A 23,930-nucleotide genomic window follows, 5' to 3' on the forward strand; every position below is an offset into this window, starting at 1 on the left:
GCTTATCTCGATCGACTTCAATCCCGCCAAACCCATCTGCACCGAGCTGATGCGTCGGTGCAGATGGCCTGTTGTCTGATCTCTCAAGTACTGCTTGCACGTCCCTCTATAGAAGTTCAGGTCGCCACTTGATTGGCAACCTCGGACGACTCGGAGGGCATAGTCACGCGCTCGACCTTCACTGGAGTTCCCAGCATGACCGTTCGAGTCGGGAACGCAAAATCAACTCCCATTTTTTCGAGTTCGCGCATCAGGCCGAGATTGATGCGCTGCTGAATGTCCATGTAGAGGTTGTAGTCCCCGCCGAGCACGATATAAACGGCTTCGAAGTCCAGAGATGATTCACCGAACTTGAAGAAATGCGCCCGATCGAAGCGCGCTTGCGATTCGGATTCGATCAAACGCTTGACGATGCGTCCAATTTCTTCGAGCTGTTCTGGGCGGGTGCCGTAAACGACTCCGAATCCAAACACAATGCGGCGCTCGACCATCTGCTTATAGTTGCGCAGCCTGGACTTGAGCAGATCGCTGTTGGAGAAAACGAGCTGCTCGCCGCTGAGACTGCGCACGCGTGTCGTCTTCAGTCCAACGTGCTGCACGGTACCCAGGAAATCATCGACGATGATGAAATCGCCGATGACGAATGGTTTGTCGATGACGATTGAAAGTGAGGCGAACAGGTCGCCGAGAATGTTTTGCACAGCCAGTGCAACCGCAACGCCACCGACACCCAGGCCAGCGACCAAGGCCGTGATGTTGACGCCCATGTTGTCGAGTGCGAGCAGTACGATGATGCTCCACAACGCGATTTTGGCGACGAATCCCATGGCCGCGAGACTGGTGGCAGCTCCTGGGTTCGCTTGCCGTGCACGGTCCTCGGAGCGCTGCAACCAGAATCGGAGCAGGGAGGACAGCCAAAAGCCCGCTTGCAGGAAAAACGCAAGGGCGGTGACGGTGGACAGTACTTTCTGGTGTGCTTCAGGAAGCTCCAAATAGTGGCTGCCGATTGAAGCCGCGAAGACGCTCACCAGCCACAACCGTGTCGCGGTTAATGCAGCGATCACTGCTGTTTGAATCGATCGAGTCGACTCCGATGTGTTGCGCCTGAGGCGCGCAATCAACGCGGGGCGCAGCAGATAGACGACGACACCAAGTCCTATGGAAATGGCGAGTGCGATGAGCCAATCTCGAGGTGTTCCCCCATAGATCGGCAAGTCGAATAGGGACTGTGGCCAAGTGGTCTCCGTGGGATCCACGAGTTGGTCTCCGTTGCAGTGGTGAGCGCGTCAGCACCAATCGCAGAGTTCGACGAGTGCCGAATGAGGCTTGATAATCGGCGCGACGCAAGGGAGACATCATTGTATCAGCCATGACTGAACCTGAATCGAACCCGCTGGCTTGACGGTTGAGGCCTGTCTCGGTGCGCGTATCGGGCGATAGATGTTGGCATCGCTGCTACTATGCGCCGATGAATCATCCGCTGAAGGTCCATCTTCGCAGTCGACGTCGATTGTTGCGTGCCTGGCGCATGCGTGCGGTGTTTTGGTTCGGTGCGGTGTTGGTGGGGTTGGCTGCGGTGTGGTTCGCACGTGCCTGCGAATGGGCGATCGAAATACATACCAGCATTGCGCAGCGCTGGCCTTACTTTGTTCCGCTGCTGACGCCGTTGGGCTTGGTACTCGTGGTGTGGTTGACTAGGCGTCTAGCACCTGCAGCGCGCGGCAGCGGGATTCCACAGGCGATCGCTGCGCTGGAAGTCACTGAGTTGTCGCATCGCAGCGCTCTGCTATCGCTGCGCATTGCCGCGACCAAAATGGCGTTGACCGTGTTGGGACTGCTCTCCGGAGCGTCGGTCGGGCGTGAGGGGCCGACCGTGCATATCGGGGCTTCGATCATGCACGCGCTGGGGCGGTTCCTGGCGCTGCCACATGAGTATCTGCGCCGTGGTCTCGTGATCGCCGGTAGCGCGGCCGGCTTGGCAGCCGCGTTCAACACGCCGATCGCGGGCATTGTCTTCGCCATCGAAGAAATGGCGCGCTCATTCGAGGAGCGCAGTACCGGTACCCTGATCACCGCCGTGATTCTCGCGGGTGTCGTCGCGATCGGCCTGCAGGGTGACCACGCCTACTTCGGCATCGCCGACGCGCATCTGCCGAACAGGAGTGCATGGCTCGCTGTGCTGGTCTGCGGTCTCGTAGCGGGCCTGGCAGGCGGGCTGTTCGCGACGCTACTGATCGCTGCGGGACGTAGGCTGGCGGCTTTCTCCGCCGAGCAGCCACTCAAGCTGACGTTCGCGCTTGGCGTCTGCGTGGCAATCATCGGATTGATCTCGGGCGGGTCCAGCTACGGCACCGGCTATGAACAGGTACAAGCCCTGTTTTCCGAGCCTGCGCGGATACAGCCGCTTTTTCCGCTGTTCAAGGCGCTGGCGACGTTGGGTTCTTATCTGACAGGCATGCCGGGTGGCATCTTCTCGCCTTCGTTGGCGACAGGTGCTGGGATCGGAGCCGGTCTGGCCCCGCTGCTACCGCAAACGCCGCCCGCAGCCATGATCGTGCTAGGCATGGTGGCCTACTTCACCGGCGTAACGCAGTCGCCACTGACCGGCGCGGTGATCGTGATGGAAATGGTCGATGATCACTCGCTGATCTTGGCAATGCTCGCGACGGCTTTCATAGCCGCTGGGACCTCGCGCCTCGTCTGTCGCCAGCCCATCTATCGGGCCATGGCGATCAACTTCCGGCAGTCGGCAGTCTCATGAGAGACGCCAGCGGGTCGCGACGCCCGCGGACGATACCGGACTGGCATGCGGGGCGCACTTCGCGAATATTCGCACGCAGGAGTGTTTCGCCCGAGCGGATCATGTTGCATCGCCTCGCGCTGTTGTTGGCGCTGATTTCGATCGTGATCGCGGCGCTGTGGCTCGACCGTCGTGGTCTGCGCGACGCAGTCGACGGCGAGGTGAGCTTCGGCGACGTTGTGTACTTCACGGCGGTGACGGTCACTACCGTCGGCTATGGCGACATCGTGCCGGTAACGGATCGCGCCCGTGCCATCGATGCCATCTTGGTAACGCCGGCGAGACTCGTCATCTGGTTCATCTTTCTCGGCACCGCCTACGAACTGGTGCTGCAGCGCTGGCTGGAGAACAGGCGTATGCGAAGAATGCAGCAATCGATGCGGGATCACCTGGTCGTCTGCGGTTACGGCCACAGTGGCCAGAGCGCTGCCAAAGAAGCGGTGGCCCGCGGGACACCCGGTTCGCAAATACTGGTGATCGATCTCGACGATGCGCGCCTGCAATGCGCGGCGGATGATGGCTTCATCGGCTTTCGTGGTGATGCAACACGTGAACATGATTTACGTGACGCCGGCATCGAAAACGGCCGGGCCATCTTGGTCTGCTTGGGCGATGACGCCACCGCGGTGCTGGCCGTACTGACGGTACGGCAGCTGCACCCCAGAATTCGCGTTATTTGCAACGTCGCCGAAGCTGAGAACGTCAAGCTGATTCGGCAAGCGGGTGCCGATGCCATCGTCACGCCATCAATCGTGGGTGGCCATTTGATGGCCGATTCGCTGCAGTCTTCCAATGTCGTCGACTACCTTTCGGACCTCATGCGCGCTGATGGTCGGGTTTGCCTGAGCGAGCGAGCAGCTTACCCGAACGAAGTCGGTCTGGATCTGCGTGAGATCAAGCCTGGCTTGGGGCTGCGTCTCTATCGAGACGGCCGGCCGATCGGTCCCTGGAAAGGTGAAGATTCACGCATTCGTCAGGGAGACATTCTGCTGGTGGTCGAGCCCAATCCTGAGCAGCGTTCAAGCTGATCCAGGATGTTGTCGTTCGCGCGACTGCGAAATTGACGCACCTTGGCGCCTTTTTTTGCGCATAGGTGGTCGTTTTTTCTTCCCTGGGTTCGCGCTAAGCGGCAGCGATCGCTGCCGCTGTGGCCTTCGAAGGCCTGAACTTTCGAGAGAAATTTCGACGCCTAAAACGGGTTGGGGGGTAGGTAGTACTCCCCAACTGTCCGGATTTCCGGACTGGAGCCTCCAACATACGCGGGCGTACGTTTGCCCGGACGAGTTTAGAATTGGCTCCGGGGGGAGCGTAGCTCCGTCAAGAGGGGATGAGGATGGAAGATATTGTCGAGAGACGATTCATCCACGGCGTGGACCTTGACCAGCGCCAACTCGGCTGGAACTTGTCTATTCAGCCTTGGATTGCGTCGCCAAACTGCATGGCACTTTTGGACCCGGGAATTGGCACACTCCATCGAACGGTGGATTCCTATCCGATCGATTATTTTCGTGCTGGAGCAGCGCCGGAAACAGCCCTCACCCCGCGCGCTGCTGCGATTTTCTTTAAAGCTGAGGTCGCTCGTCGTGGACGGTTCTACATCGAAGGTGAAGACCGCCAGACATTTATTTCTGAGGGCGAGCGAGCAAGGCTCATTAAGCAGGCTGAGATAGAGGTATCGCTTGAAGAGGTGAGGCGACGTGTTGCCCCTGGTCAGGTGAGCCGCTTGTCCTGCATCTGGATGGCAGAGCGCACTGAAGCAGGCGTTCAAATGATCAATGAAATGATGGGAGCGCCTTACATCGTCAATGTGGTGCCCATGAGGATTCTCGGCCTCTTCAGGGCTGATTATCGCTGGTATGACGCTTACGCCGAAGGTGGAGCGATGGAGTGCGCTGAAAGATACTGGCGTGGTGAAGCTTTCAACGACGAGCCCCGTTGGGAATATTTGCTCGACGGACTGATGCGGCTGGAACGAGAGGACCAGTGGGAGCACATCAAAGCCAACCGCAATCCCGGCCTGTACTAGCTCAATCTCTAGTCCGGGGACGATCTTCGCAAACAAGAAAGCCCGCTTGCGCGGGCTCCTTGCGATTTTCGCCCGCATCCAAAGGATGAGACGAAGAATCGAATTGGCGGGCTCGGAGAGATTCGAACTCCCGACCACCTGGTTCGTAGCCAGGTACTCTATCCAGCTGAGCTACGAGCCCGCACGTGAAACTTGAAACATTGCCACCTTGAATCTGGCGGAGAGTGAGGGATTCGAACCCTCGATAAGGCTATAAACCCTATACGCCCTTAGCAGGGGCGCGCCTTCGTCCACTCGGCCAACTCTCCGAATGCCGAGGCACTTTCAGTGTCCGCCGCCGGCGTGGGGCGCGCATTGTATCGAGCACGCCGATGAGTCACAAGCATTTTTCATCGCGTCGGGGCGAAAAATTACACCCCGAACCGCGATTCACCATCAGCCGTTGACAACGGCTGGGAGCGCCTCGTTCTCGCGGCGAATGCGTTCGAAAATCTCCTCGCGATGCACTGGCGTGTCTTTCGGCGCCTTGATGCCGATGCGAACCTGATTTCCCTTCACGCCCAATACGGTGACTGCGATGTCCTCGCCAATCATCACCGTCTCACCGACCCGCCTTGTCAAGATCAACATGCCTGTTCTCCAGTGTCGGGGATAGCTTTTGTCAGAATACGCTTACCCGACAGTGGTAAGGAAATACTACGGTCGGCCCTTACTGGATGCAGGAAATGCTTATTTTTTTTCGAGGCCGAAGGCGCTGTGCAGGGTGCGTACGGCCAGTTCCAGGTACTTGTCCTCGATCACGACCGAGATCTTGATTTCGGAGGTCGAGATCATGCGGATGTTGATGCTCTCCGCGGCCAGCGCCTTGAACATCTGGCTTGCGATGCCCGCGTGGCTGCGCATGCCGACGCCGACCAGCGAGACCTTGACGATGTCGAGCGCGCTGCGCACGCCCTTGGCGCCGAGCTCTTCGGCGAGCTTCTTGACGACGTCGTGAGCGCGGTCGTAGTCGGTCTTGTTGACAGTGAAGGTGAAGTCGGTCGAACCGTCGGCGCCGACGTTCTGCACGATCATGTCGACTTCGATGTTGGCGTCGCCGACCGGGCCGAGAATGGCGGCGGCGATGCCGGGACGGTCGGGCACGCCGGCGATGGTGAGCTGGGCTTCGTCGCGGTTGAATGCGATGCCGGAGATGAGTGCGTCTTCCACGGATGCTCCTGTTGAACCGTCTTCTGAATCTTCAAGCGTGATGAGGGTGCCGGGGCCGTCGACGAAGGTCGACACCACGCGCAGTGGAACCTTGTACTTGCCGGCGAATTCCACCGAGCGGATCTGCAGCACCTTCGAGCCGAGGCTCGCCATTTCGAGCATTTCCTCGAAGGTGATCCTGTCGAGGCGGCGGGCCTTGGGCTCGACGCGCGGATCGGTGGTGTAGACGCCGTCGACGTCGGTGTAGATCTGGCATTCGTCGGCCTTCAGCGCGGCCGCGAGCGCCACGCCGGTGGTGTCCGAGCCGCCGCGGCCGAGCGTGGTGATCGAGTTGGTCTCGTCGATGCCCTGGAAGCCCGCGACCACCGGCACGATGCCGGCCTCGCAGTCGGCGAGCAGGCGCGTGCCGTCGATGTCCTGGATGCGCGCCTTCATGTACGCGCTGTCGGTGCGCAGCGGAATCTGCCAGCCCGTGTACGAGCGGCTCGGCACGCCGGCTTTCTCTAAAGCAAGCGCGAGCAGTCCGATGGTGACCTGTTCGCCGGTCGAGGCGATCTGGTCGTATTCGCGCTGGTTGCCGCGCGGGTTGATCGATTTGGCGAGCTTGAGCAGGCGATCGGTTTCGCCGGACATGGCCGAGACCACGACCACGACCTGATGCCCTTTCGCGCGCCAGCTCGCAACCTTGTTGGCAACGTGTTCGATGCGCTCGACCGAGCCCATCGAGGTGCCGCCGTACTTCTGGACGATGAGTGCCATTGTTTTCTTGAGGGTCCTGCAAGGGTTGACGCTTGTAGCGGCGTCGGATGAAAGCTTGTTTTGGCGGTTTTGCGGCTCGACAGCCGAGCGCTTGGGCTCAGCTGCCGAGCTTGCTAATGAGCGCCGGCTCGATGGCGGCGAGCGCGGCGTCGAGATTCTCGGGCTGCGTACCGCCGGCCTGCGCCATGTCGGGACGTCCGCCGCCCTTGCCGCCGACCAGCTGGGCCGCGACGTTGACGAGTTCGCCGGCCTTCACCTTGCCGGTCAGATCGGCCGTCACGCCGGCGATCAGGCTGACCTTGCCGCCGGAGGCGGTGCCGAGCACGACGATGCCCGAGCCGAGCTTGTTCTTGAGCTGATCGAGCAGCGTGCGCAGATCGCCGGCTTCGACGCCTTCGAGCTTGGACACGAGCACTTTCACGCCCGCGATGTTCTTCGCCTGCGATACCAGATCCGAGCCGGCCGCCGAGGCGAGCTTGCCCTTGAGCGCGGCGAGTTCCTTTTCGAGCTGGCGGCTGCGATCGAGCAGTTGCTCGATCTTGTCGGCCAGGTCGTCGCGGCCGGCGCGCACGAGATCGGCGGCTTGCTTGAACTTGCTTTCGAGATTGCCGACGTAGGCGATGGCGTTCTCGCCCGTGATCGCCTCGATTCGGCGCACGCCGGCGGCGACGCCGCCTTCGCTGACGATCTTGAACAGGCCGATGTCGCCGGTGCGCGTCACGTGCGTGCCGCCGCAGAGTTCGGTGCTGTAGTCCCCCATCGCGAGCACGCGCACTTCGTCGCCGTACTTCTCGCCGAACAGCGCCATCGCGCCGGACTCGATCGCCTGGTCGTACTTCATGAGCGTGGCGGCGACCGGCACGTTGGCGAGCACGGCCTTGTTGACGCGCTGCTCGATCTGCTTGATCTCGTCGGCCGTCAGCGCGGCGCCGTGGCTGAAGTCGAAGCGCGTGCGCTGCTCGTCGACGAGCGAGCCCTTCTGTGCCACATGCGTGCCGAGCACTTCGCGCAGCGCGCGGTGCAGCAGGTGGGTTGCCGAGTGATTGCGCTGGGTCGCCGCGCGCAAGGCTTCGTCGACGTTGGCGCTGACGCGGTCACCGAGCCTGAGCGAGCCCGACTCGAGCTTGCCGCGATGGCCGAAACCGCCGTTGCCGACCTTGATCGTGTCGCTGACGACGAACTTCGCGTCGCCCGAGATCAGCGTGCCGCGATCGCCGACCTGGCCGCCGCCTTCGGCGTAGAACGGCGTGTGATCGAGCACGATCACCGCCTCGTCGCCCGCGCTCAGCGCATCGGCCTTCTTGCCTTCGCGATAGATCGCGCTGATGTTCGCGGCTTCGTGCGTGAGCGCGTCGTAGCCGTGGAAGCTGCTCGCTTCGCCCTCGTGCTTGAGTTCCTCGGCGCTGCCGAACTTGCTCGCCGCGCGCGCACGCTCACGCTGCGCCTGCATTTCGCGCTCGTAGCCGGCTTCGTCGATCGCGAGCTCGCGTTCACGCGCGATGTCGGCGGTCAGGTCGAGTGGAAAGCCGTAGGTGTCGTAGAGCTTGAACACCACGTCGCCCGGAATGGTCTTCTCGCCGCCGAGCCTGGCGATCGCCTCGTCGAGCAGCTTCATGCCCTTGTCGAGCGTGATCGCGAAGCTGTCTTCCTCGGCCTTGATGGTCTTTTCGAGGAAGGCCTGCTTCTCGCGCAGCTCCGGGTAGGCTTCGCCCATGACGTCGGCGAGCGGGGCGACGAGCTTGTAGAAGAAGGCATCCTCGAGCCCGAGCTTGTATCCGTGGCGGATCGCGCGGCGCATGATGCGGCGCAGGACGTAGCCGCGACCTTCGTTCGACGGCATCACGCCATCGCAGATCAAAAACGAGGTTGCGCGAATGTGATCGGCGATGACCTTGAGCGAGGCCGACGACTTCGGGTCGACGTTCGCGAGCTTCGCCACTGCGGCGATCAGCTTGACGAAGATGTCGATGTCGTAATTGTTGTGCACGCCCTGCAGCACGGCGCTGATGCGCTCCAGGCCCATGCCGGTGTCGACGCTGGGCTTGGGCAGCGGGGTCATCGTGCCGTCCTTGGAGCGCTCGAACTGCATGAAGACGACGTTCCAGATTTCGATCCAGCGGTCGCCGTCTTCCTCGGGCGAGCCCGGCATGCCGCCCCAGATGCCCTTGGAGCCGTCCGGATCGTGGTCGTAGAAGATTTCGGTGCACGGGCCGCAGGGTCCGGTGTCGCCCATCGCCCAGAAGTTATCGGAGGCGTAGCGCGCGCCCTTGTTGTCGCCGATGCGGATGATGCGCTCGGCCGGCACGCCGATTTCGTCGCGCCAGATGGCTTCGGCTTCGGTGTCCTCGGCGTAGACCGTCACGCAGAGGCGCTTCGGGTCCAGGCCGAGCCAGTCCTTGCTGGTGATGAATTCCCAGGCGTAGTGGATCGCGTCCTTCTTGAAGTAGTCGCCGAAGCTGAAGTTGCCCAGCATTTCGAAGAAGGTGTGGTGACGCGCGGTGTAGCCGACGTTTTCGAGGTCGTTGTGCTTGCCGCCGGCGCGCACGCAGCGCTGCGAGCTCGTGGCGCGCGTGTACGGGCGCTTCTCGCGGCCCGTGAACACGTCCTTGAACTGCACCATGCCCGCGTTGGTGAACAGCAGGGTCGGGTCATTGCCCGGCACCAGCGGCGACGAAGGCACCACGGTGTGGTCCTTCTGCGCGAAGAACGCCAGATATTTCGCGCGGAGTTCGTTGCTATTCACGATGCGGACCAGCCCGAAGAAAAGGGCGGCATGATAGGCCAAACCACCTGAAAGCGGCTAGGGAAGCCCGTAAGCTGCTGCGCTCGGCCGACCTGCCTTCGCTCGCGACGCTTAATTGGGAGTTCCTGCGGTTTTGCTCTTCTCGGCTGCCTCGCGCTGCTCGGCCCGGCGGGCGACGTGCCAGCCCATGCCGGCGGCGGCCAGCAGCACGCCGGCCGCGATCAGCAGGGCCGTGCCGATGAACGGGAACAGCGGATCGGCGCCGACCGAGGCCGAGTACACGGCGCCGAAGAACAGCGGAGACAGCACGCCGGCGATCGCCCCGACGCTGTTGTTGGCGCCCTGCAGCTGGCCCTGCTCGGATTCGGAGACGCGCTGGGTCATCAGCGACTGGATCGTCGGCATCGCGATGCCCCAGAGCGCGTTCGGCAGCATCGCGAGCACGAAGCTCAGGCTGGTCGGGGCCAGGCCCATGCAGGCCAGGCCGATCGCACCGAACACCAGCCCGACGATCATGGTGTTGCGATCGCCCAGGCGCCGGACCACCGGGCCGGTCAGCAAGCCCTGCACGAGCATGTCGAGCGCCCCGACGAAGGCCAGCAGGGCGCCGACTTCCCAGGCGCTCCAGTCGTAGCGATGGCTCGCGTAGAGCACGAACACGGCCGAGAACACGTGGTGCGAGAAGAACAGCAGGAAGTTGACGACCGACAGGCCGGTCAGCTCCGGGTGCGAGCGCAGCAGCGTCAACGCGCCGAACGGGTTCGCGCGCTGCCAGGAGAAGCGCATGCGCTTTTCGGGTGCGAGCGACTCGGGCAGCACGAACAATCCGTACAGGAACGCCAGGCCGCTGAGCGCCGCGGCGGCCCAGAACGGGGCACGCGGCGACAGTTCGCCGAGCACGCCGCCGAGCAGCGGCCCGAGCACGAAGCCGCCGCTGAACGCGGCGCCGATCAGGCCGTAGCCGCGGGCGCGCTGCTCGGGCGCGGTGATGTCGGCCATGTAGGCGAACACGGTCGTGAAGCTCGACGAGGTGATGCCGGTGACGATGCGGCCGACGGCCAGCCACCAGAGGTTCGGGGCCAGCGCCATCAGCACGTAGTCGGCCGCCAGGCCGACGGTCGACAGCAGGATCACGGGCCGCCGGCCGTAGCGGTCCGACAGCGAGCCGATCACCGGCGAGGCGATGAACTGCATGCCCGCCCACAAGGCCACGAACACGCCGTTGAGCCAGCCCGCGCGCTCGGTGGAGCCGCTGAAATCCTCGATCAGCGCGGGCAGCACCGGAATGATGATGCCCATCGCGATGATGTCGAGCGCGGCGGTGACCAGGATGAATGCGATGGCCGCCTTGCGGCCGTGGAAGCTGCCGGACACGGAACTCTCCGTTCGTGGCGGGCTTTTTGCGGCCCGCGATGACAAGCGTCTTGCGGCTAGGCGCGTCGGCGATCAGTCGTCGAAGGCGTCTTCGGCGCCCTGGATGGCGGCGCGGATGTGCTCGCTGCCGAAGCCGCGCTGGGCCAGCGTGCGCCACTGCTTCTGCTTCTCGTCCATCGTCGCGGGCGGCGAGCCGAAACGCCGGGCCTGGGTTTCGATCGCGAGCTGGGTCCAGTCGCAATCGGCGGCATCGAGCGCCTCGCGGATCAAATGCTCCGGCAGGCCGGCCATCGCGAGTTCGGCGCGGATGCGCAGCGGGCCGTAGCCCTGGCCGATGCGGCTGCGCACGAGGGTCTCGGCGTAGCGCGGGTCGCTCTGCCAGCCCGACTCGGCCAGCGAGGCGATCACGCTGTCGGCGGTTTCCGGCTCCGCGCCGCCGGCCTTGAGCTTGTGCGACAGCTGGCGCGCCGAATGCTCGCGCCGCCCGAGCAGCCGCAGCGCCTTGGCGCGTGCGGCCTCCGGGCTCAAGGGCTCGTCAGGCTTCCGCCTTCTCACGACGGGCCGGCAGCAGCTTGGCGCGCAGCGTGGCCTCGATCTCGGACGCCACCTCGGGGTGCTCGCGCAGATAGCCCTTGGCGTTGTCCTTGCCCTGGCCGATCTTCTCGCCCTTGTAGGCGTACCAGGCGCCGGACTTCTCGACCAGCTTGTGCTCGACGCCGAGGTCGATCAGCTCGCCTTCGCGCGAGATGCCTTCGCCGTACATGATCTCGAACACCACCTGCTTGAACGGCGGCGCGAGCTTGTTCTTGACGACCTTGACGCGAGTTTCGTTGCCGACCACCTCGTCGCCCTTCTTGATCGCGCCGATGCGGCGGATGTCGAGGCGCATCGAGGCGTAGAACTTCAGCGCGTTGCCGCCGGTGGTGGTTTCGGGCGACTGGCCCGGCATCATCACACCGATCTTCATGCGCAGCTGGTTGATGAAGATGATCAGCGTCTTGCTGCGGTTGATGCTGCCGGTGAGCTTGCGCAGCGCCTGGCTCATGAGGCGGGCCTGCACGCCGACCGCCGCATCGCCCATCTCGCCTTCGATTTCGCTCTTCGGCACGAGGGCAGCGACCGAGTCGATCACGATGACGTCGACCGCGTTGCTGCGCACGAGCATGTCGGCGATCTCGAGCGCCTGTTCGCCGGTGTCGGGCTGGGAGATCAGCAGATCGCCCACCTGCACGCCGAGGCGTTCGGCGTAGGTGACGTCGAGCGCGTGCTCGGCATCGATGTAGGCGCAGGTGCCGCCGATCTTCTGGGCCTGCGCGGTGACATGCAGCGCGAAGGTGGTCTTGCCCGACGATTCCGGGCCATAAATCTCGACCACGCGGCCGCGCGGAACGCCGCCGATGCCGAGTGCGGCGTCGAGCGTGATCGAGCCCGTGGAGATCACTTCGATCTCGGGGCGCTCGTTGGCGCCCATGCGCATGATGGTGCCCTTGCCGAACTGCTTGTCGATCTGGCCCAGCGCGGCTTCGAGGGCTTTTCTGCGATTTTCGTCCATAAACTCCAGTCCCAAGGCGCCCGCGATGCGGGGCCGTAATTCACGATTGCACGGTGTCGGGGAGAGGCCAGGCGCCGCACATGAAGGCTGCTAGGGCACGCTGGCTGAGCCTCAATTGTCCCACAGATCGCGCTGCGGAGCGTGACCGGGGCCACGGTTCAAGGGCCAGCGACCGAGCTCTTCATAGGCAATTGAGGAGCCTCTCACATTCGGATCGCCCTGCCGGCTGCGCAGCAGCACGAAGTCCCGCACCGCCCAGTTCAGCGGTGGCACCGGCTGCTCGGCCAGGTCGCGCTCGGCGCTGTAGCTCACGGTCACGTGCGGCGTCAGCGGACTCGTGAACAGCGGGACGCCACGGTGCCTGAGCGCATCGCGCAGCTCGCGCCAGAGCAGCGTGAGACCTTCGGGCGTCTGCGCGCAGCCGAGCCACCACGGCGTCCTGTCCGGGTTCGGAAAGCTGCCGGCCCTGTCGATGCATAGCTCGAACGCGGCGGCGCGCACCTGCGCCGCGGCTGTCCTGGCTTTGTCTATCCAGGCGATTTCGTGCTCCGGTTTGGCTCTCACCGCGTGCAAGCTCAGGTGATAGCGGGCGGGTTCGAACCAGTTGAGGATTGTCGGATGCTGCTGCTTGATCGATTCGGCGCGTTCGACGAGCCCGGCGCGCGTCTGCTCGTCGGGCCATAAAGAAAAGAACAAGGTCATCCGCTGCGCTCCGCCCGCAGGCGCTCGAGCAGGCCGCTGAGCGCCTGATGGGCGGCCGCCTCGCGTATCGCCTCGCGATCGCCCGGAAAAACCCGGCACAGCGTGGTGGTCGGCCGGTCGCGCCCGGCCCAGCCGAACCAGACGGTGCCGACCGGCTTTTCCGGGCTGCCGCCGCCCGGGCCGGCGATGCCGCTCACGGACAGGGTCCAGTCCACCGGGGCGCGCCGCAGCAGGCCTTCGGCCATCGCGCGCACGCAGGCTTCGCTGACCGCCCCATGACGTTCGAATACATCGCCGGTAACGCCGAGTAACTCCGATTTTGCCTCGTTGGTGTAGGTCACCAGCCCACGCTCGAACCAGGCCGAACTGCCGGCACGATCGGTCAGCAGCTTGGCGACAAGCCCGCCGGTGCACGATTCGGCCGTCGCCATTTTCGTACTGAACAGTATTAGCTGCTGTGCAAGTTGTTCGACGAGCTGATAGTTTTCCACCTGCGTCATCCCAATCTGGTTGAGGTTCCGGTTTGCGGTCCCGGTGTGGTACGAATTGCCCAATGGAGGAGAGGCGGTCGGTACGGACGAGGTCGATGGCTTACGTTTTGCTACGGAAGCCGGCCTATCACGTTGCGTCATGTATCAGGGCATCTTAGGGAGTGGTAAAAAAGATGATGCCCTGGTCAAGCGTAATCCCTAATTGATCGATTGGAGAGGTCGAGGCATGGCGAATCGCCTATCGCTTCACGACCATCATAGGCCCCCGTTTCAGCCGCAGGTGCGGGCTCGCTCCGCAATGCGTCGGCGAAACAACTGGCGTCAGGCGCGAGTGTGGGTCGATGGTTCAGAACCTGAGTTAGAAGTAGAAGTTCACAGCAGTGATGCGGTTTCCCAGGCGCTGCACGGCATCCTGCACAGTGCCACCGACCTGCTCGGTGCGAGCCGTGGTTTCCTGCTGACCTGCAACGACGCCGGCGTGCTCGAAGTGGCCTGTGCTCGCGAAATCCGTCCGGTCGAAGTCATGGATCTCGTGCTCGCCCAGGCGGCGCTGGTGGTTCGCACGGTGTTGCGCGAGCGCCAGCCGATGGCCGCCGATACGCTCGGCCGTGCGTTCCTCGTCGAAGGTGATGCGGCCGATTCGCGGCGCGCGGCGATCTTCTGCATGCCGCTCGATCTCGGCCAGCACCGTTCGGGCCTGTTCTGCGCCTTGCGCGACGATGCGCGCCCGGCCGTGATCGGACAGCTCGATCTCGAGATTCTCGATGGTCTGTGCGATCAGGCCTCGCTCGTGATCGGCGCATCCTCGGCTTGCACCGCGCTGGCTCAGCTCGAAGCCTGCCTGCAGGACGAACCGCGTCGACCGGCGCCCTACTGAGCGGCGGATGGAGCGACCCGTTCCGCCGCTGGCGTCCGCTCTCGGTGCGATCTCGGAAGCGAACCCCGAGGATTACCGCGAGGCGGTGCTGCGTCAGGTGCGGGCGCTCACCGAGGACAACCAGCGGCTGTTCCAGTCGGCCCTGCGCAGCGAAAAGCGCTTTCGCATGCTCGCCAAGGCGGTCTGGAAAGTGCAGGAGGACGAACGTCGCCGGCTTGCCCGCGAGCTGCACGACGACATCGGCCAGACGCTCACCGCGCTCGCCAACCAGCTCCAGCGCATCTCCGACGATGCGCAGGCGCAGGACAACGTCGGCCTCAAGAATCGCCTCGCCGATGCGCTCGACATCACGCGCGGGGCGCTGCGCGATACGCGCGAGCTTTCGCGTCTGCTGCGCCCGACGCTGCTCGACGATCTGGGCCTCGAAGTGGCGCTGCAATGGCTCGTGCGCACGCTGTCGGAGCGTAGCGGGCTGCCGATGGAATGCAGCTCCGCGCTCGGCGAACCGCGCTTGACGGCCGATCTCGAAACGCTGGTCTTCCGCGTCACCCAGGAAGCGCTGACCAATGTGATCCGCCACAGCGCCGCATCCGAGGTTCAGGTACGACTCATGCGTGTCGGTAACCTGCTGAGGCTGCAGGTCAGCGACGATGGCCGGGGCTTCGATCCGGCCGATCTCAACAATCCGGACAAGTCTGGCGACAGCATCGGCGTGCGCGGCATGCGCGATCGCGCCGAATTGTTCGGCGGTAAACTCGAACTCAAATCGGCACCGGGGCAGGGCACGCGCGTGACGTTGATCGTGCCATTGGAACCCGGGGACGAACTCATCGCCGCCCCCAAGGCGCAAGGTTAGGAATTAATGGCGATTCGCCTGTTGGTCGCGGACGATCACACCATCGTGCGCCAGGGCCTGGTGTCGATGCTCGAAGAAACCGGCGAATGCGAAGTGGTGGCGCAGGCCGCCGACGGCGCAGAAGCCGTCGAACTCGCGATGAAGACGCATCCGGACGTGGTCGTGACCGATCTGTCGATGCCGCGCCTGTCGGGCCTCGAAGTGGTCAAGCGCGTGCGCGAGAAGCTCGTCAACACCAAGGCGCTCGTGCTGACCGTGCACGAGGAAGAGGAGTACATCCTGCCGATCATCCGCGCGGGCGCCTCGGGCTTCCTGAACAAGGACACCTCGGTCGCCGATCTCATGACGGCGATCAAGACGATTCACTCGGGCCAGGCCTATTTCGGCCCGCGCGCGGCCAAGGCGCTCGCCGACCAGCATCAGCGGCCGCGCGAAGTGGGCCTCGATCCGTACGACACGCTGACGGCTCGCGAGCGCGAGACGTTCCATCTGGTCGTCGAAGGCAAGACCACCAAGGAAATCGCGCAGATTCTCGACATCGGCGTGAAGACCGCCGAGAACCATCGCGCGCGCATGATGGAGAAGCTTGGGCTGCGCAACACCGCCGAGGTGGTGCGCTACGCGGCCCGCAAGGGCCTGCTGTCCTGACAGCGGCGACGGGCATACGCCGCAGTGAATTGGGTACTCGGCTGTCTGCTCGTCTACATCGCCTCGCAGCTGGTCTTCGCGTTCTGGTTCTCGAAGCGCGTCAGCACCGAATCCGATTACCTGCTCGCCGGGCGCAGCCTCGGCCCCTGGCTCGGCACCTTCAGCGTGTTCGCGACCTGGTACGGCGCGGAAACCTGCATCGGCGCGGCCGGCGAGGCCTATTCGCACGGCATTTCGGGCGTGCTTGCCGACCCGTTCGGCTACGCCTTCGGCATCGTCGTGTTCGGCCTGTTCTTCGCCGCCAGCTTGTGGAGACGCGGCCTGGTGACGATGGCGGACCTGTTTCGCCAGCGCTACGGCATCGGGGTCGAGCGGCTTGCCGCGCTCGTGATGATTCCGTCGTCGGTGATGTGGGCCGCGGCGCAGGTGCGCGCGCTCGGGCAGGTGCTCGCTTCGACGAGCGACATCGGCCTGCTCGCCGCGATCACGATGGCCGCTGCCGTGGTCGTCGTCTACACCGCGGTCGGCGGCATGTGGGCCGATGCGATCACCGATCTGGTGCAGGGCATCGTGCTGATCGCGGGCATCGTTGCCTTGTTTGCAGTGTTCGTTGCGGTTGGAGGTTTCGACAGCCTCGCGACGCAGCCGATCGAGCGCTTCGATCCGCTGCACGATCGCAGCCCGCTCGATGCGCTCGAAACGCTGGCGATTCCGATCTTCTCGACGATCGCCGCGCAGGAGCTGCTCTCGCGCGTGCTGTCCGTGCGCAGCGACCAGCTGTCGGCGCGTGTGACCGTCGGTGCGGGCTTCCTGTACTTGCTGCTCGGCTGCCTGCCGATGGCGATCGGGCTCGGTGCCGCGACTTTCATCGGCGAGGGCCGCGATCCCGAGCAGACGCTGTCCTTGTTCGCGCAGCAGCAACTACCGCTGCCGCTCTACATCCTGTTTCTCGGCGCGCTGGTGTCGGCGATCCTGTCGACGCTGTCGGGCGCCTTGCTCGTCGCGGGTTCGCTGCTCGCGCACAACGTGATTTCGCCGCTGTTTCCGCAGTGGAGCGATCGCAATCGCCTGCGCTACGACCGCGCGGCCGTGGTGCTGTTCGGCATCGTCGCCTATGCGATCGCGCTCGGCAGCGACAGCATCTACGGGCTCGTGCAGGAATCGGCGGCGACCGGAACCGCGGGCATTCTCGTGCTGCTGCTGTTCGCGATGTGGAGTTCGCGTTTCGGCGCTGCGGCGAGCGCTTACGCGGCGCTCGTCGTCGGCACTGGCATGTATCAGATCGGCTCGCGCATGGCCGACGTGGAATCGCCGTATCTGCTGTCGCTCGCTTCTGCTCTGATGGCCTACGTGATCGCGGCGCTGATCTGGAAGCCGCGCGACGAAGCTTGCCCCAGAACCTCGGCGACCTGATCCATTACTTCGATACGGCTTCCACGACGAGATCCGGCGTGAGCACCTGCGGAAGCACCTTGGGCTCCGCTCCTTTCACCGACACCAGATACAGCGGAACGCCGCTGCGTTCATAGCGCGCGAGCGCGGCGGTGATTTCGGGATCGGCGCGTGTCCAGTCGGCGACCAGCGCGACGACCTCGTTCTTTTCGAAGGCTGCGACGGCCTTGGCCGAACGCAGCGCGATGCGCTCGTTGACCTTGCAGGTCAGGCACCAGTCGGCCGTGAAGTCGACGAACACCGTTTTGCCCTCGGCGCGCAGCTCGGCCAGGCGCGCGTCGGAGTAGGGTTCCCAGCCGATCGCGGTTTCGGATTTCGTCGAGGTGCCCGGTGTGCGCACCATCGGATGGAGCAGCACGGCGACCGCGCCGATCACCGCGACGAGGCCGACCAGATGCGCGAAGCGCTTCCGCGATTGCCCGATCAGCCAGAGCCCGAACGCGAGCGTCACGAGTCCGACGAGCGCGAGCGCCATGCCGCTGCGATCGGTCAATCCGCCGAGCACCCAGAGCAGCCAGACCGCGGTCAGGTACAGCGGAAACGCGAGCAGCTGCTTGAGCGTTTCCATCCAGGCGCCCGGACGCGGCAAAAAGGACGCGAGCGCCGGCACGAAGCCGAGCAGCAAAAACGGAAACGCGAGGCCGAGCGCGAGTGCGAGGAACACCGCGAGCGAGGCGATCGCCGGCTGCGTGAGTGCGAAGCCGAGCGCGCTGCCCATGAACGGCGCGGTGCACGGACTCGCGACGACCACCGCGAGCACGCCGGTGAAGAACGAGCCCGACAGGCCCGGCTTGGTCGCGAGGCTTTGGCCGGCGCCCATCCAGCGCGTGCCGAATTGCACGAGCCCCGACAGCGACAGCCCGAGTGCGACCATCACGTAGACGAGCAGGCCGACGAACAGCGGCGACTGCAGCTGAAAGCCCCAGCCGAGCGCGGCGCCGCCGGCGCGCAGGCCGATCAGCACGCCGGCGACGAGCAAAAAGCTCGCGACGACGCCGGCCGTGTAGGCCAGCGCATGGCGACGATGCTCGGCCGCGGCTTCGCCCTGCACCTTCATGACCGACAGCGCCTTGAGCGACAGCACCGGGAACACGCAGGGCATCAGGTTCAGGATCAGTCCGCCGATGAACGCGAAGCCGAGCGCGAACCAGAAGCCCGGCGCCGCTGCGCTGCCGTCGCTGTGGGCCGGCGCTTCGGCGGCGGACGCCGCGACCGGCGCCACCGTGCCGGGCTCGGCGGTGAACTCATAGGCGCTCGCGGCCTCACCGTCGCCGAGCACGAGGATGCCCTGCACCGATTCGGGCGCCTGCACGAAGTACGAGGACAGCGGCCGCGCGAGGCTCAGGCCGCGGCCGTTCCAGGCATTGCGAACCTTGGCCGTGTGCGCGACGAGATCGGTCGCGTACGGATAGAAGCGTGCTTGTTCGCTGCTGCCGGGCAAGGCATCGAAGGCGAGGCGGAACTCTTCGCCGTCGATCTGGAACCGCGCCTTGAACTCCGCGGGCTTCGGCAGATGAGCGCTCGCGCGCTCGAACGCGGCCTGCCATTTCGGATCGGGCTGCGCTTGCCCGGCAAGCGGCAGGGACAGCGTCAGGTCGGCCTTGCCCGGAATGCAGACGTCCGCGCAGACCAGCCATTCGGCGCGCGCCTGCAGCGCGACCGGCGAGGCCGCGCCGGCGGCGACGCTCAGCGAAAACGGCAGCAGCGTGTCTTCGCCGTAACCGTAGTTGGTCAGGTCGCCGAGCGTGTGCTCTTCCGGAAACGGCCACTGGATGTCGCCGGCGCTGAGGCCCTCGGGCAACTGCGGCCACACCAGCTTGGTCGGCAGTCCCGAGTCGCCCGGGTTGCGCCAGTACACGTGCCAGCCTTTCTCGGGCTGGATGCGCAGGGCCAGGCGATTGTCGCCCGCGACCAGCGCCTGGTTCTGCGCGACGAGCTCGACCTCGACATGTTCGGCCGCGACCGGCGCCGCGGTCGCGGCGGCAAAAGGCAGTTCGGACAGCAGGAGCCCGGACAGCAGGCCGATGCAGCAAAGCAAAGTCTTGTTCATTCGGATCCAAGCCAGCGGATGGTCTGCGCGCAGCGCGTTCAGATGGCAGCGCGCATGATAGCCGCAAGATTTTTCGCCCCGGTTTTCTATGAGCTTGCCTCGTCTCGTGCTGTCGCTGCTGTTGCTGGCTGTCGGCAGCAATCTGCTGAATTCCGCGCAGGCCTCCGATTCGATGCGCTGCGGATCGCGCTTGGTCACGGTCGAGGCGCGGGCGGCCGAACTGCTCGCCGTCTGCGGGGAGCCGGCGTACCGCGACGTCTGGGGTCAGCCGGTCGATCCGGCTTCGGATTTCGTCGCCGAGGTCGAGGAATGGACTTACGACTTCGGTCCTTCGCAACTGCTGCGCATCGTGCGCCTGCGCAATGCGCGGGTAGTCGCCATCGATTCGGAGGGCTACGGCTTTTCGCCCCATGCCGAGAACACCCGCCGCTGCGAGCCCGAAACGATCGCGACCGGCCTATCGAAATACCGTTTGCTCAAACTGTGCGGGGCGCCGCTCACGCGTAGCGTGCGCAGCGGTTTCCGCTCGGCGTATCCGGGCAGCGACCCGCGTTACCGGCCCGGACTCTATTCGGCGGTGTTTCGCGAGGAGTGGGTTTACGACTTCGGGCCACGCTACTTCATGCGCGTGCTCACGCTCGAAAACGGACGGGTGGTGGCGATCGAGAACAGCGCGCGCGGCAGCGAACCGTGACCGGCTGCCGATCTGAACGTCGGCCGCTGCCCGAGGTCCGTAATTCCGACACGATGCTTGCTTAGCATTGAGGGTATGGAAGCGGCAGCAGACTCCAAGACGAGCCACGGAGGGCGCTGGTGAAGGCGAAGAAGGCGGCGAGAAAACCCGGATTCGATGTCGTGCTGTTCGGAGCGACCGGTTTCACCGGCCAGCTCACGGCGGAATACCTCGCCAGGCGCGCAGGGCCCCGGCCGCGCTGGGCGATCGCCGGGCGCAACCTGCGCAAGCTCGAAGCGGTGCGCGACAGGCTGGGCCGGCTGGATCCGTCCTGCGCCGAGATTCCGATGATGCACGCCGACACCAGCGACCCCGAATCGATGCTCGCGCTCGCGCGTTCGACGCGGGTCGTTATCAGCGCGGTTGGGCCCTACATCCGCCACGGCGAGCCGCTGGTGGCCGCCTGCGCCGAGATCGGCACCGATTACGTCGACCTGACCGGCGAGCCCGAATTCGTCGATCGCATGTGGATGGGCTATCACGAGCAGGCGCGGGCGAGCGGCGCGCGCATCGTCAATTGCTGTGGCTTCGATTCGATTCCGCATGATCTGGGCGCGTACTACACGGTCCTGCAGTTGCCCGAAGGCGTGCCGATCAAGATCGAGGCCTACGTGCGCGCCGGCGGCAAGCTGTCGGGCGGAACCCTCAGCACGGCGGCGATCGCGATGTCGCGCTGGCGCGAATACACCCGGCTGCGCGCCGAGCGCGAGCGCGAAGTGGGGCACCCGGTCGACCGGCGCATCAGCCGGCTCAATGGCGGCGTGCGCTACGACAAGCGCCTGAAGAGCTGGGTGCTGCCGGTGCCGACCATCGATCCGCTCGTGGTGCTGCGCTCGGCCGAGGCCGACGAACGCTACGGCAGCGAGTTCCACTACGGCCACTATCTGCAGCTCAAGAACCTGCCGATGCTCGCCGGTGTGGTCGGCGGCGTCGGAGCGCTCGCGCTGGCCTCGCAGATCGCTCCGGTGAGGCGGCGCATCGTCGCGCTCGGCAATCGCGGCGTCGGGCCTTCCGAAGCCGAGCGTGCCGAAGGCTGGTTCTCGGTGCGCTTCGCCGGCTGCGGCGGTGGACAGAAGGTCTACACCGAAGTCAGTGGGGGGGATCCGGGGTATGGCGAAACCGCGAAGATGCTCGCCGAATCGGCGCTGAGCCTGGCGTTCGACCGTCTGCCTGCGCGGCCCGGCGTGCAGACGCCCGCGCATGCGATGGGCGAGCCGCTGATCAAGCGGTTACAGTCCGCCGGCATCCAGTTCAAGACCATCGAGTCCTTTCTATGAGCAAGCTGTGGCTGGGCCTGTCCGCGGCGTTCGGTCTTTTGGGCGTGGTGCTCGGCGCCTTCGGTGCACACGCGCTCAAGGCGCGGCTGTCGCCCGAATCGCTGGCGATCTGGAAGACCGGCGTCGAATACCAGTTCTATCACGCGTTCGCGCTTGCGCTGGTCGGCCTGCTGATTCGCCAGCTCGGTGCGGGGCGCCTGCTCGATGTCGCCGGCGCCTGCTTCGCCACCGGCGTGCTGATCTTTTCGGGCAGCCTCTACGCACTCGTGCTCAGCAACGTCCGTGTGCTCGGGGCCATCACCCCGATCGGCGGGCTGCTGTTCATCGTCGGCTGGGCTTTGCTGCTCGTCGCCGTGCTGCGCGCTCCGGGCTGAGCCGGAGTTGTCGCGTCGCTCAGCCGGATGACTTGAGCGATTGCAGGATCGAGGCCGCGAGCCGGTCCGACATCTGCGCCGCTGCGGCGGTGACCGTCTGCTCCGCCGCCGATTGCGCGGCCGCGACCGCGGATCCGAGCAAGGCCTCGCGCAACTGCTCGATCTGCGCGAGCTGCTGCCTGAGCGTCTGCTGCAGTTCCTGACGCAGGCGCTCGAGCTCGGCCTCGAAGCGGACTTCGATCGCGGCGATGCGCGCTTCGAGGTTGCCGTCGTTCGTCGCGGACACGGGCGGAATGCTCGGCGATGGGACGGCATGGATAGGATTGCGTCGCTCGCTCACTGGAATCTCGGGCAAGGTCGGGGCAAGCGAGGGCGGCGGCTCGGACGCGACCGACGAGCTTTCGGGCGAGAACGCATTGGTGAGTGGGGCCGAGACCTCGGCCATGTCGGCTTCCAACGCGGCGATGGAGGCGCTGGGCACCTGAGCCTGCGGCCGAAATGCTTCGGGCTCGTCGCTCAGAAATGCGGGCGGCGGTGGCGGCGTGTCGTAGCTCACTTCCTCGACGCTGGGCGCCGGAGCGCCGAGCAGCGAGGTGAGCTGGTCGAAGGTCACGGGCTTTTCGAGCACGGCGGCCGCGCCCTGGGCGAGCGCCGCATCGATGAAGCCGCTCGGTTCGTCGGTCACGCAGACGATGACGGGCACGTTCGCGGAGGTCGGCTGCGCGGCGAGCGCGTTGAGCAGATCGGCGGGTTCGATGTCGGGCAGCCGATAGTCGGCGAAGATCAGGTCCGGCCTCTTGCTCTGCAGGAAACGCAGTGCATCTTCCATCGTCGCCGCGGCATACGATTGCCACTGCAGCTTGTCCAGATAGCGGCTCAGCACGAAACGGGACGAAGTGGAGTCGTCGATGATCAGGGCCGTGGGTTGGCTCATGGAAGTCGGTGAAGGTAATGGCCTAAACGACCTGCACTCTACGCTGTCATGATGCGGGGGTCATAGGAGAAAATAGACGCATGCAGATTGGCTCCTATTCCATCGATCCGCCCGTGATCCTGGCCCCGATGGCCGGTGTCACCGATCGTCCGTTCCGCTCGCTGTGCCGCGAACTCGGCGCCGGGCTCGTCGTCTCCGAGATGACGACTTCCGATCCGACGCTGTGGGATTCCGAGAAATCGCGCCTGCGCCGCGATCATGCGGGCGAGTCCGAGCCGATCAGCGTGCAGATCGCAGGTTATGACCCGCAGCTGATGGCCGAGGCCGCGCGGCTCAACGTCGAGCAGGGCGCGCAGATCATCGACATCAACATGGGTTGCCCCGCGAAGAAGGTCTGCAAGGTCGACGCGGGGTCGGCGCTCATGCGTGACGAAAAGCTTGTCGAAGCGATCCTGCGCGCGGTGGTTTCTGCGGTGCCGACGCCGGTGACGCTGAAGATCCGCACCGGCTGGGCGCGGGCGCATCGCAACGGCATCCGGATCGCGCGCATCGCGCAGGACTGCGGTATCGCCGCGCTGAGCGTTCATGGCCGCACGCGCGAGGACCAGTACGAAGGCGAGGCCGAATACGAAACCATCGCCGCGATTCGCGAGGTGCTGTCGATTCCGCTGATCGCCAATGGCGACATCGACACGCCCGAGAAGGCGGCCGAAGTCCTGCGCCTCACCGGAGCGAACGCGGTGATGATCGGCCGCGCGGCTTTGGGTCGCCCGTGGATCTTCCGCGAGATTTCACATTACCTTGCGACCGGCGAACGCCTCGCACCGCCTACGCGATTCGAAGTTCGTCGCTGCTTGCTCGAGCACGTCGACGCGCTGCATGCCTTCTATGGCGAGCGTCGCGGCGTGCGCGTCGCACGCAAGCACATCCAGTGGTATTGCCAGGCCGGCGGTGTGGAGCGCGAAGCGCTCGCGGCGTTCTGGTCTTCGATCAACCGAGTCGACGATGCGCGCGAGCAGCGCGAGCGGGTCGATGCGTTCTTCAGCGAAAGTCCCGAAAGACACGCGGCGTAG

At 64.9% G+C, this 23,930-nt stretch carries 22 protein-coding genes and 2 tRNA genes; 11 read left to right on the plus strand and 13 right to left on the minus strand.

The genetic code is table 11. From position 1 onward, the window contains the following. Positions 1-116: 116 nt before the first annotated feature. On the minus strand, positions 117-1,256 hold the full coding sequence (locus AC3WUM_RS03775; RefSeq protein WP_492408785.1) for a mechanosensitive ion channel family protein: 1,140 nt from the start codon (positions 1,254-1,256) through the stop codon (positions 117-119). Positions 1,257-1,468: 212 nt separating this feature from the next. Between AC3WUM_RS03775 and AC3WUM_RS03780 the strand changes: the two genes are divergently transcribed. The 3 genes from AC3WUM_RS03780 to AC3WUM_RS03790 all read left to right on the plus strand — a co-directional run bounded on the left by AC3WUM_RS03780 (position 1,469) and on the right by AC3WUM_RS03790 (position 4,826). Next, complete coding sequence (locus AC3WUM_RS03780) at positions 1,469-2,761, plus strand: chloride channel protein (RefSeq protein WP_492408787.1); 1,293 nt, start codon at positions 1,469-1,471, stop codon at positions 2,759-2,761. 101 nt (positions 2,762-2,862) lie between these two features. Next, positions 2,863-3,828 (plus strand): potassium channel family protein, encoded by a 966-nt coding sequence (locus AC3WUM_RS03785; protein ID WP_492408788.1) that lies wholly within the window; start codon positions 2,863-2,865, stop codon positions 3,826-3,828. A gap of 305 nt (positions 3,829-4,133) precedes the next feature. Continuing rightward, a complete protein-coding gene (locus tag AC3WUM_RS03790; protein WP_492408789.1) occupies positions 4,134-4,826 on the plus strand; it encodes a DUF2441 domain-containing protein in 693 nt (230 codons plus the stop codon). Positions 4,827-4,930: 104 nt separating this feature from the next. Here AC3WUM_RS03790 and AC3WUM_RS03795 read toward each other — a convergent pair. From AC3WUM_RS03795 to AC3WUM_RS03840, 10 genes are all read right to left on the minus strand, one after another. Further along, a tRNA-Arg gene (locus AC3WUM_RS03795) sits at positions 4,931-5,007 on the minus strand. Positions 5,008-5,041: 34 nt separating this feature from the next. Beyond that, a tRNA-Ser gene (locus tag AC3WUM_RS03800) sits at positions 5,042-5,134 on the minus strand. Positions 5,135-5,261: 127 nt separating this feature from the next. Further along, on the minus strand, positions 5,262-5,456 hold the full coding sequence (gene csrA / locus AC3WUM_RS03805; RefSeq protein ID WP_492408790.1) for a carbon storage regulator CsrA: 195 nt from the start codon (positions 5,454-5,456) through the stop codon (positions 5,262-5,264). Between the two features lie 99 nt (positions 5,457-5,555). Then, entirely contained in the window at positions 5,556-6,794 is a 1,239-nt protein-coding gene (locus AC3WUM_RS03810; protein WP_492408791.1) for an aspartate kinase, read from the minus strand. A gap of 97 nt (positions 6,795-6,891) precedes the next feature. Then, positions 6,892-9,537, minus strand: a complete 2,646-nt coding sequence (alaS, locus tag AC3WUM_RS03815; protein ID WP_492408792.1) for an alanine--tRNA ligase — start codon at positions 9,535-9,537, stop codon at positions 6,892-6,894. A 111-nt stretch (positions 9,538-9,648) separates the two neighbouring features. Then, complete coding sequence (locus tag AC3WUM_RS03820) at positions 9,649-10,911, minus strand: TCR/Tet family MFS transporter (protein ID WP_492408793.1); 1,263 nt, start codon at positions 10,909-10,911, stop codon at positions 9,649-9,651. Positions 10,912-10,983: 72 nt separating this feature from the next. Continuing rightward, positions 10,984-11,439: a regulatory protein RecX gene (locus AC3WUM_RS03825; RefSeq protein ID WP_492408794.1), complete on the minus strand. Its 456-nt coding sequence runs from the start codon at positions 11,437-11,439 to the stop codon at positions 10,984-10,986. Positions 11,440-11,446: 7 nt separating this feature from the next. Beyond that, a complete protein-coding gene (gene recA, locus AC3WUM_RS03830) occupies positions 11,447-12,463 on the minus strand; it encodes a recombinase RecA (RefSeq protein WP_492408795.1) in 1,017 nt (338 codons plus the stop codon). Between the two features lie 111 nt (positions 12,464-12,574). Continuing rightward, positions 12,575-13,165, minus strand: coding sequence for a 2'-5' RNA ligase family protein (locus AC3WUM_RS03835; RefSeq protein ID WP_492408796.1), 591 nt, complete (start codon positions 13,163-13,165; stop codon positions 12,575-12,577). Next, positions 13,162-13,665, minus strand: a complete 504-nt coding sequence (locus AC3WUM_RS03840) for a CinA family protein (RefSeq protein ID WP_492408798.1) — start codon at positions 13,663-13,665, stop codon at positions 13,162-13,164. The genes AC3WUM_RS03835 and AC3WUM_RS03840 overlap by 4 nt, the downstream gene beginning before the upstream one ends. A 289-nt stretch (positions 13,666-13,954) precedes the next feature. Here AC3WUM_RS03840 and AC3WUM_RS03845 point away from each other — a divergent pair, with 289 nt between their 5' ends. Genes AC3WUM_RS03845 through AC3WUM_RS03860 form a run of 4 tightly spaced genes read left to right on the plus strand, consistent with a single transcriptional unit; the run spans position 13,955 to position 17,450 of the window. Beyond that, positions 13,955-14,533 carry a hypothetical protein gene (locus AC3WUM_RS03845; protein ID WP_492408799.1) on the plus strand — a complete coding sequence of 193 codons (579 nt, stop codon included), beginning with the start codon at positions 13,955-13,957 and terminating at the stop codon, positions 14,531-14,533. Positions 14,534-14,540: 7 nt separating this feature from the next. Further along, the gene (locus AC3WUM_RS03850) at positions 14,541-15,389 is read left to right on the plus strand and encodes a sensor histidine kinase (RefSeq protein ID WP_492408801.1); all 849 of its coding nucleotides are present in this window, start codon (positions 14,541-14,543) and stop codon (positions 15,387-15,389) included. A 6-nt stretch (positions 15,390-15,395) separates the two neighbouring features. Next, positions 15,396-16,037: a response regulator transcription factor gene (locus tag AC3WUM_RS03855; RefSeq protein WP_007183748.1), complete on the plus strand. Its 642-nt coding sequence runs from the start codon at positions 15,396-15,398 to the stop codon at positions 16,035-16,037. A gap of 24 nt (positions 16,038-16,061) precedes the next feature. Beyond that, positions 16,062-17,450, plus strand: a complete 1,389-nt coding sequence (locus tag AC3WUM_RS03860) for a high affinity choline transporter 1 (protein WP_492408803.1) — start codon at positions 16,062-16,064, stop codon at positions 17,448-17,450. Between the two features lie 4 nt (positions 17,451-17,454). Here the strand turns inward: AC3WUM_RS03860 and AC3WUM_RS03865 are convergent, their stop codons facing one another. Next, positions 17,455-19,539 carry a protein-disulfide reductase DsbD family protein gene (locus tag AC3WUM_RS03865; protein WP_492408804.1) on the minus strand — a complete coding sequence of 695 codons (2,085 nt, stop codon included), beginning with the start codon at positions 19,537-19,539 and terminating at the stop codon, positions 17,455-17,457. A gap of 88 nt (positions 19,540-19,627) precedes the next feature. Between AC3WUM_RS03865 and AC3WUM_RS03870 the strand changes: the two genes are divergently transcribed. From AC3WUM_RS03870 to AC3WUM_RS03880, 3 genes are all read left to right on the plus strand, one after another. Then, entirely contained in the window at positions 19,628-20,233 is a 606-nt protein-coding gene (locus AC3WUM_RS03870) for a DUF2845 domain-containing protein (RefSeq protein ID WP_492408805.1), read from the plus strand. Between the two features lie 119 nt (positions 20,234-20,352). Next, on the plus strand, positions 20,353-21,549 hold the full coding sequence (locus tag AC3WUM_RS03875; protein ID WP_492408806.1) for a saccharopine dehydrogenase family protein: 1,197 nt from the start codon (positions 20,353-20,355) through the stop codon (positions 21,547-21,549). Continuing rightward, positions 21,546-21,923 (plus strand): DUF423 domain-containing protein, encoded by a 378-nt coding sequence (locus AC3WUM_RS03880; RefSeq protein ID WP_492408807.1) that lies wholly within the window; start codon positions 21,546-21,548, stop codon positions 21,921-21,923. The genes AC3WUM_RS03875 and AC3WUM_RS03880 overlap by 4 nt, the downstream gene beginning before the upstream one ends. 19 nt (positions 21,924-21,942) lie before the next feature. Here the strand turns inward: AC3WUM_RS03880 and AC3WUM_RS03885 are convergent, their stop codons facing one another. Then, positions 21,943-22,857 (minus strand): response regulator, encoded by a 915-nt coding sequence (locus tag AC3WUM_RS03885; RefSeq protein WP_492408808.1) that lies wholly within the window; start codon positions 22,855-22,857, stop codon positions 21,943-21,945. 80 nt (positions 22,858-22,937) lie between these two features. Between AC3WUM_RS03885 and dusB the strand changes: the two genes are divergently transcribed. Beyond that, entirely contained in the window at positions 22,938-23,930 is a 993-nt protein-coding gene (gene dusB, locus AC3WUM_RS03890) for a tRNA dihydrouridine synthase DusB (protein ID WP_492408809.1), read from the plus strand.

The organism is Hydrocarboniphaga sp. FW305-C-57 (assembly GCF_058783045.1).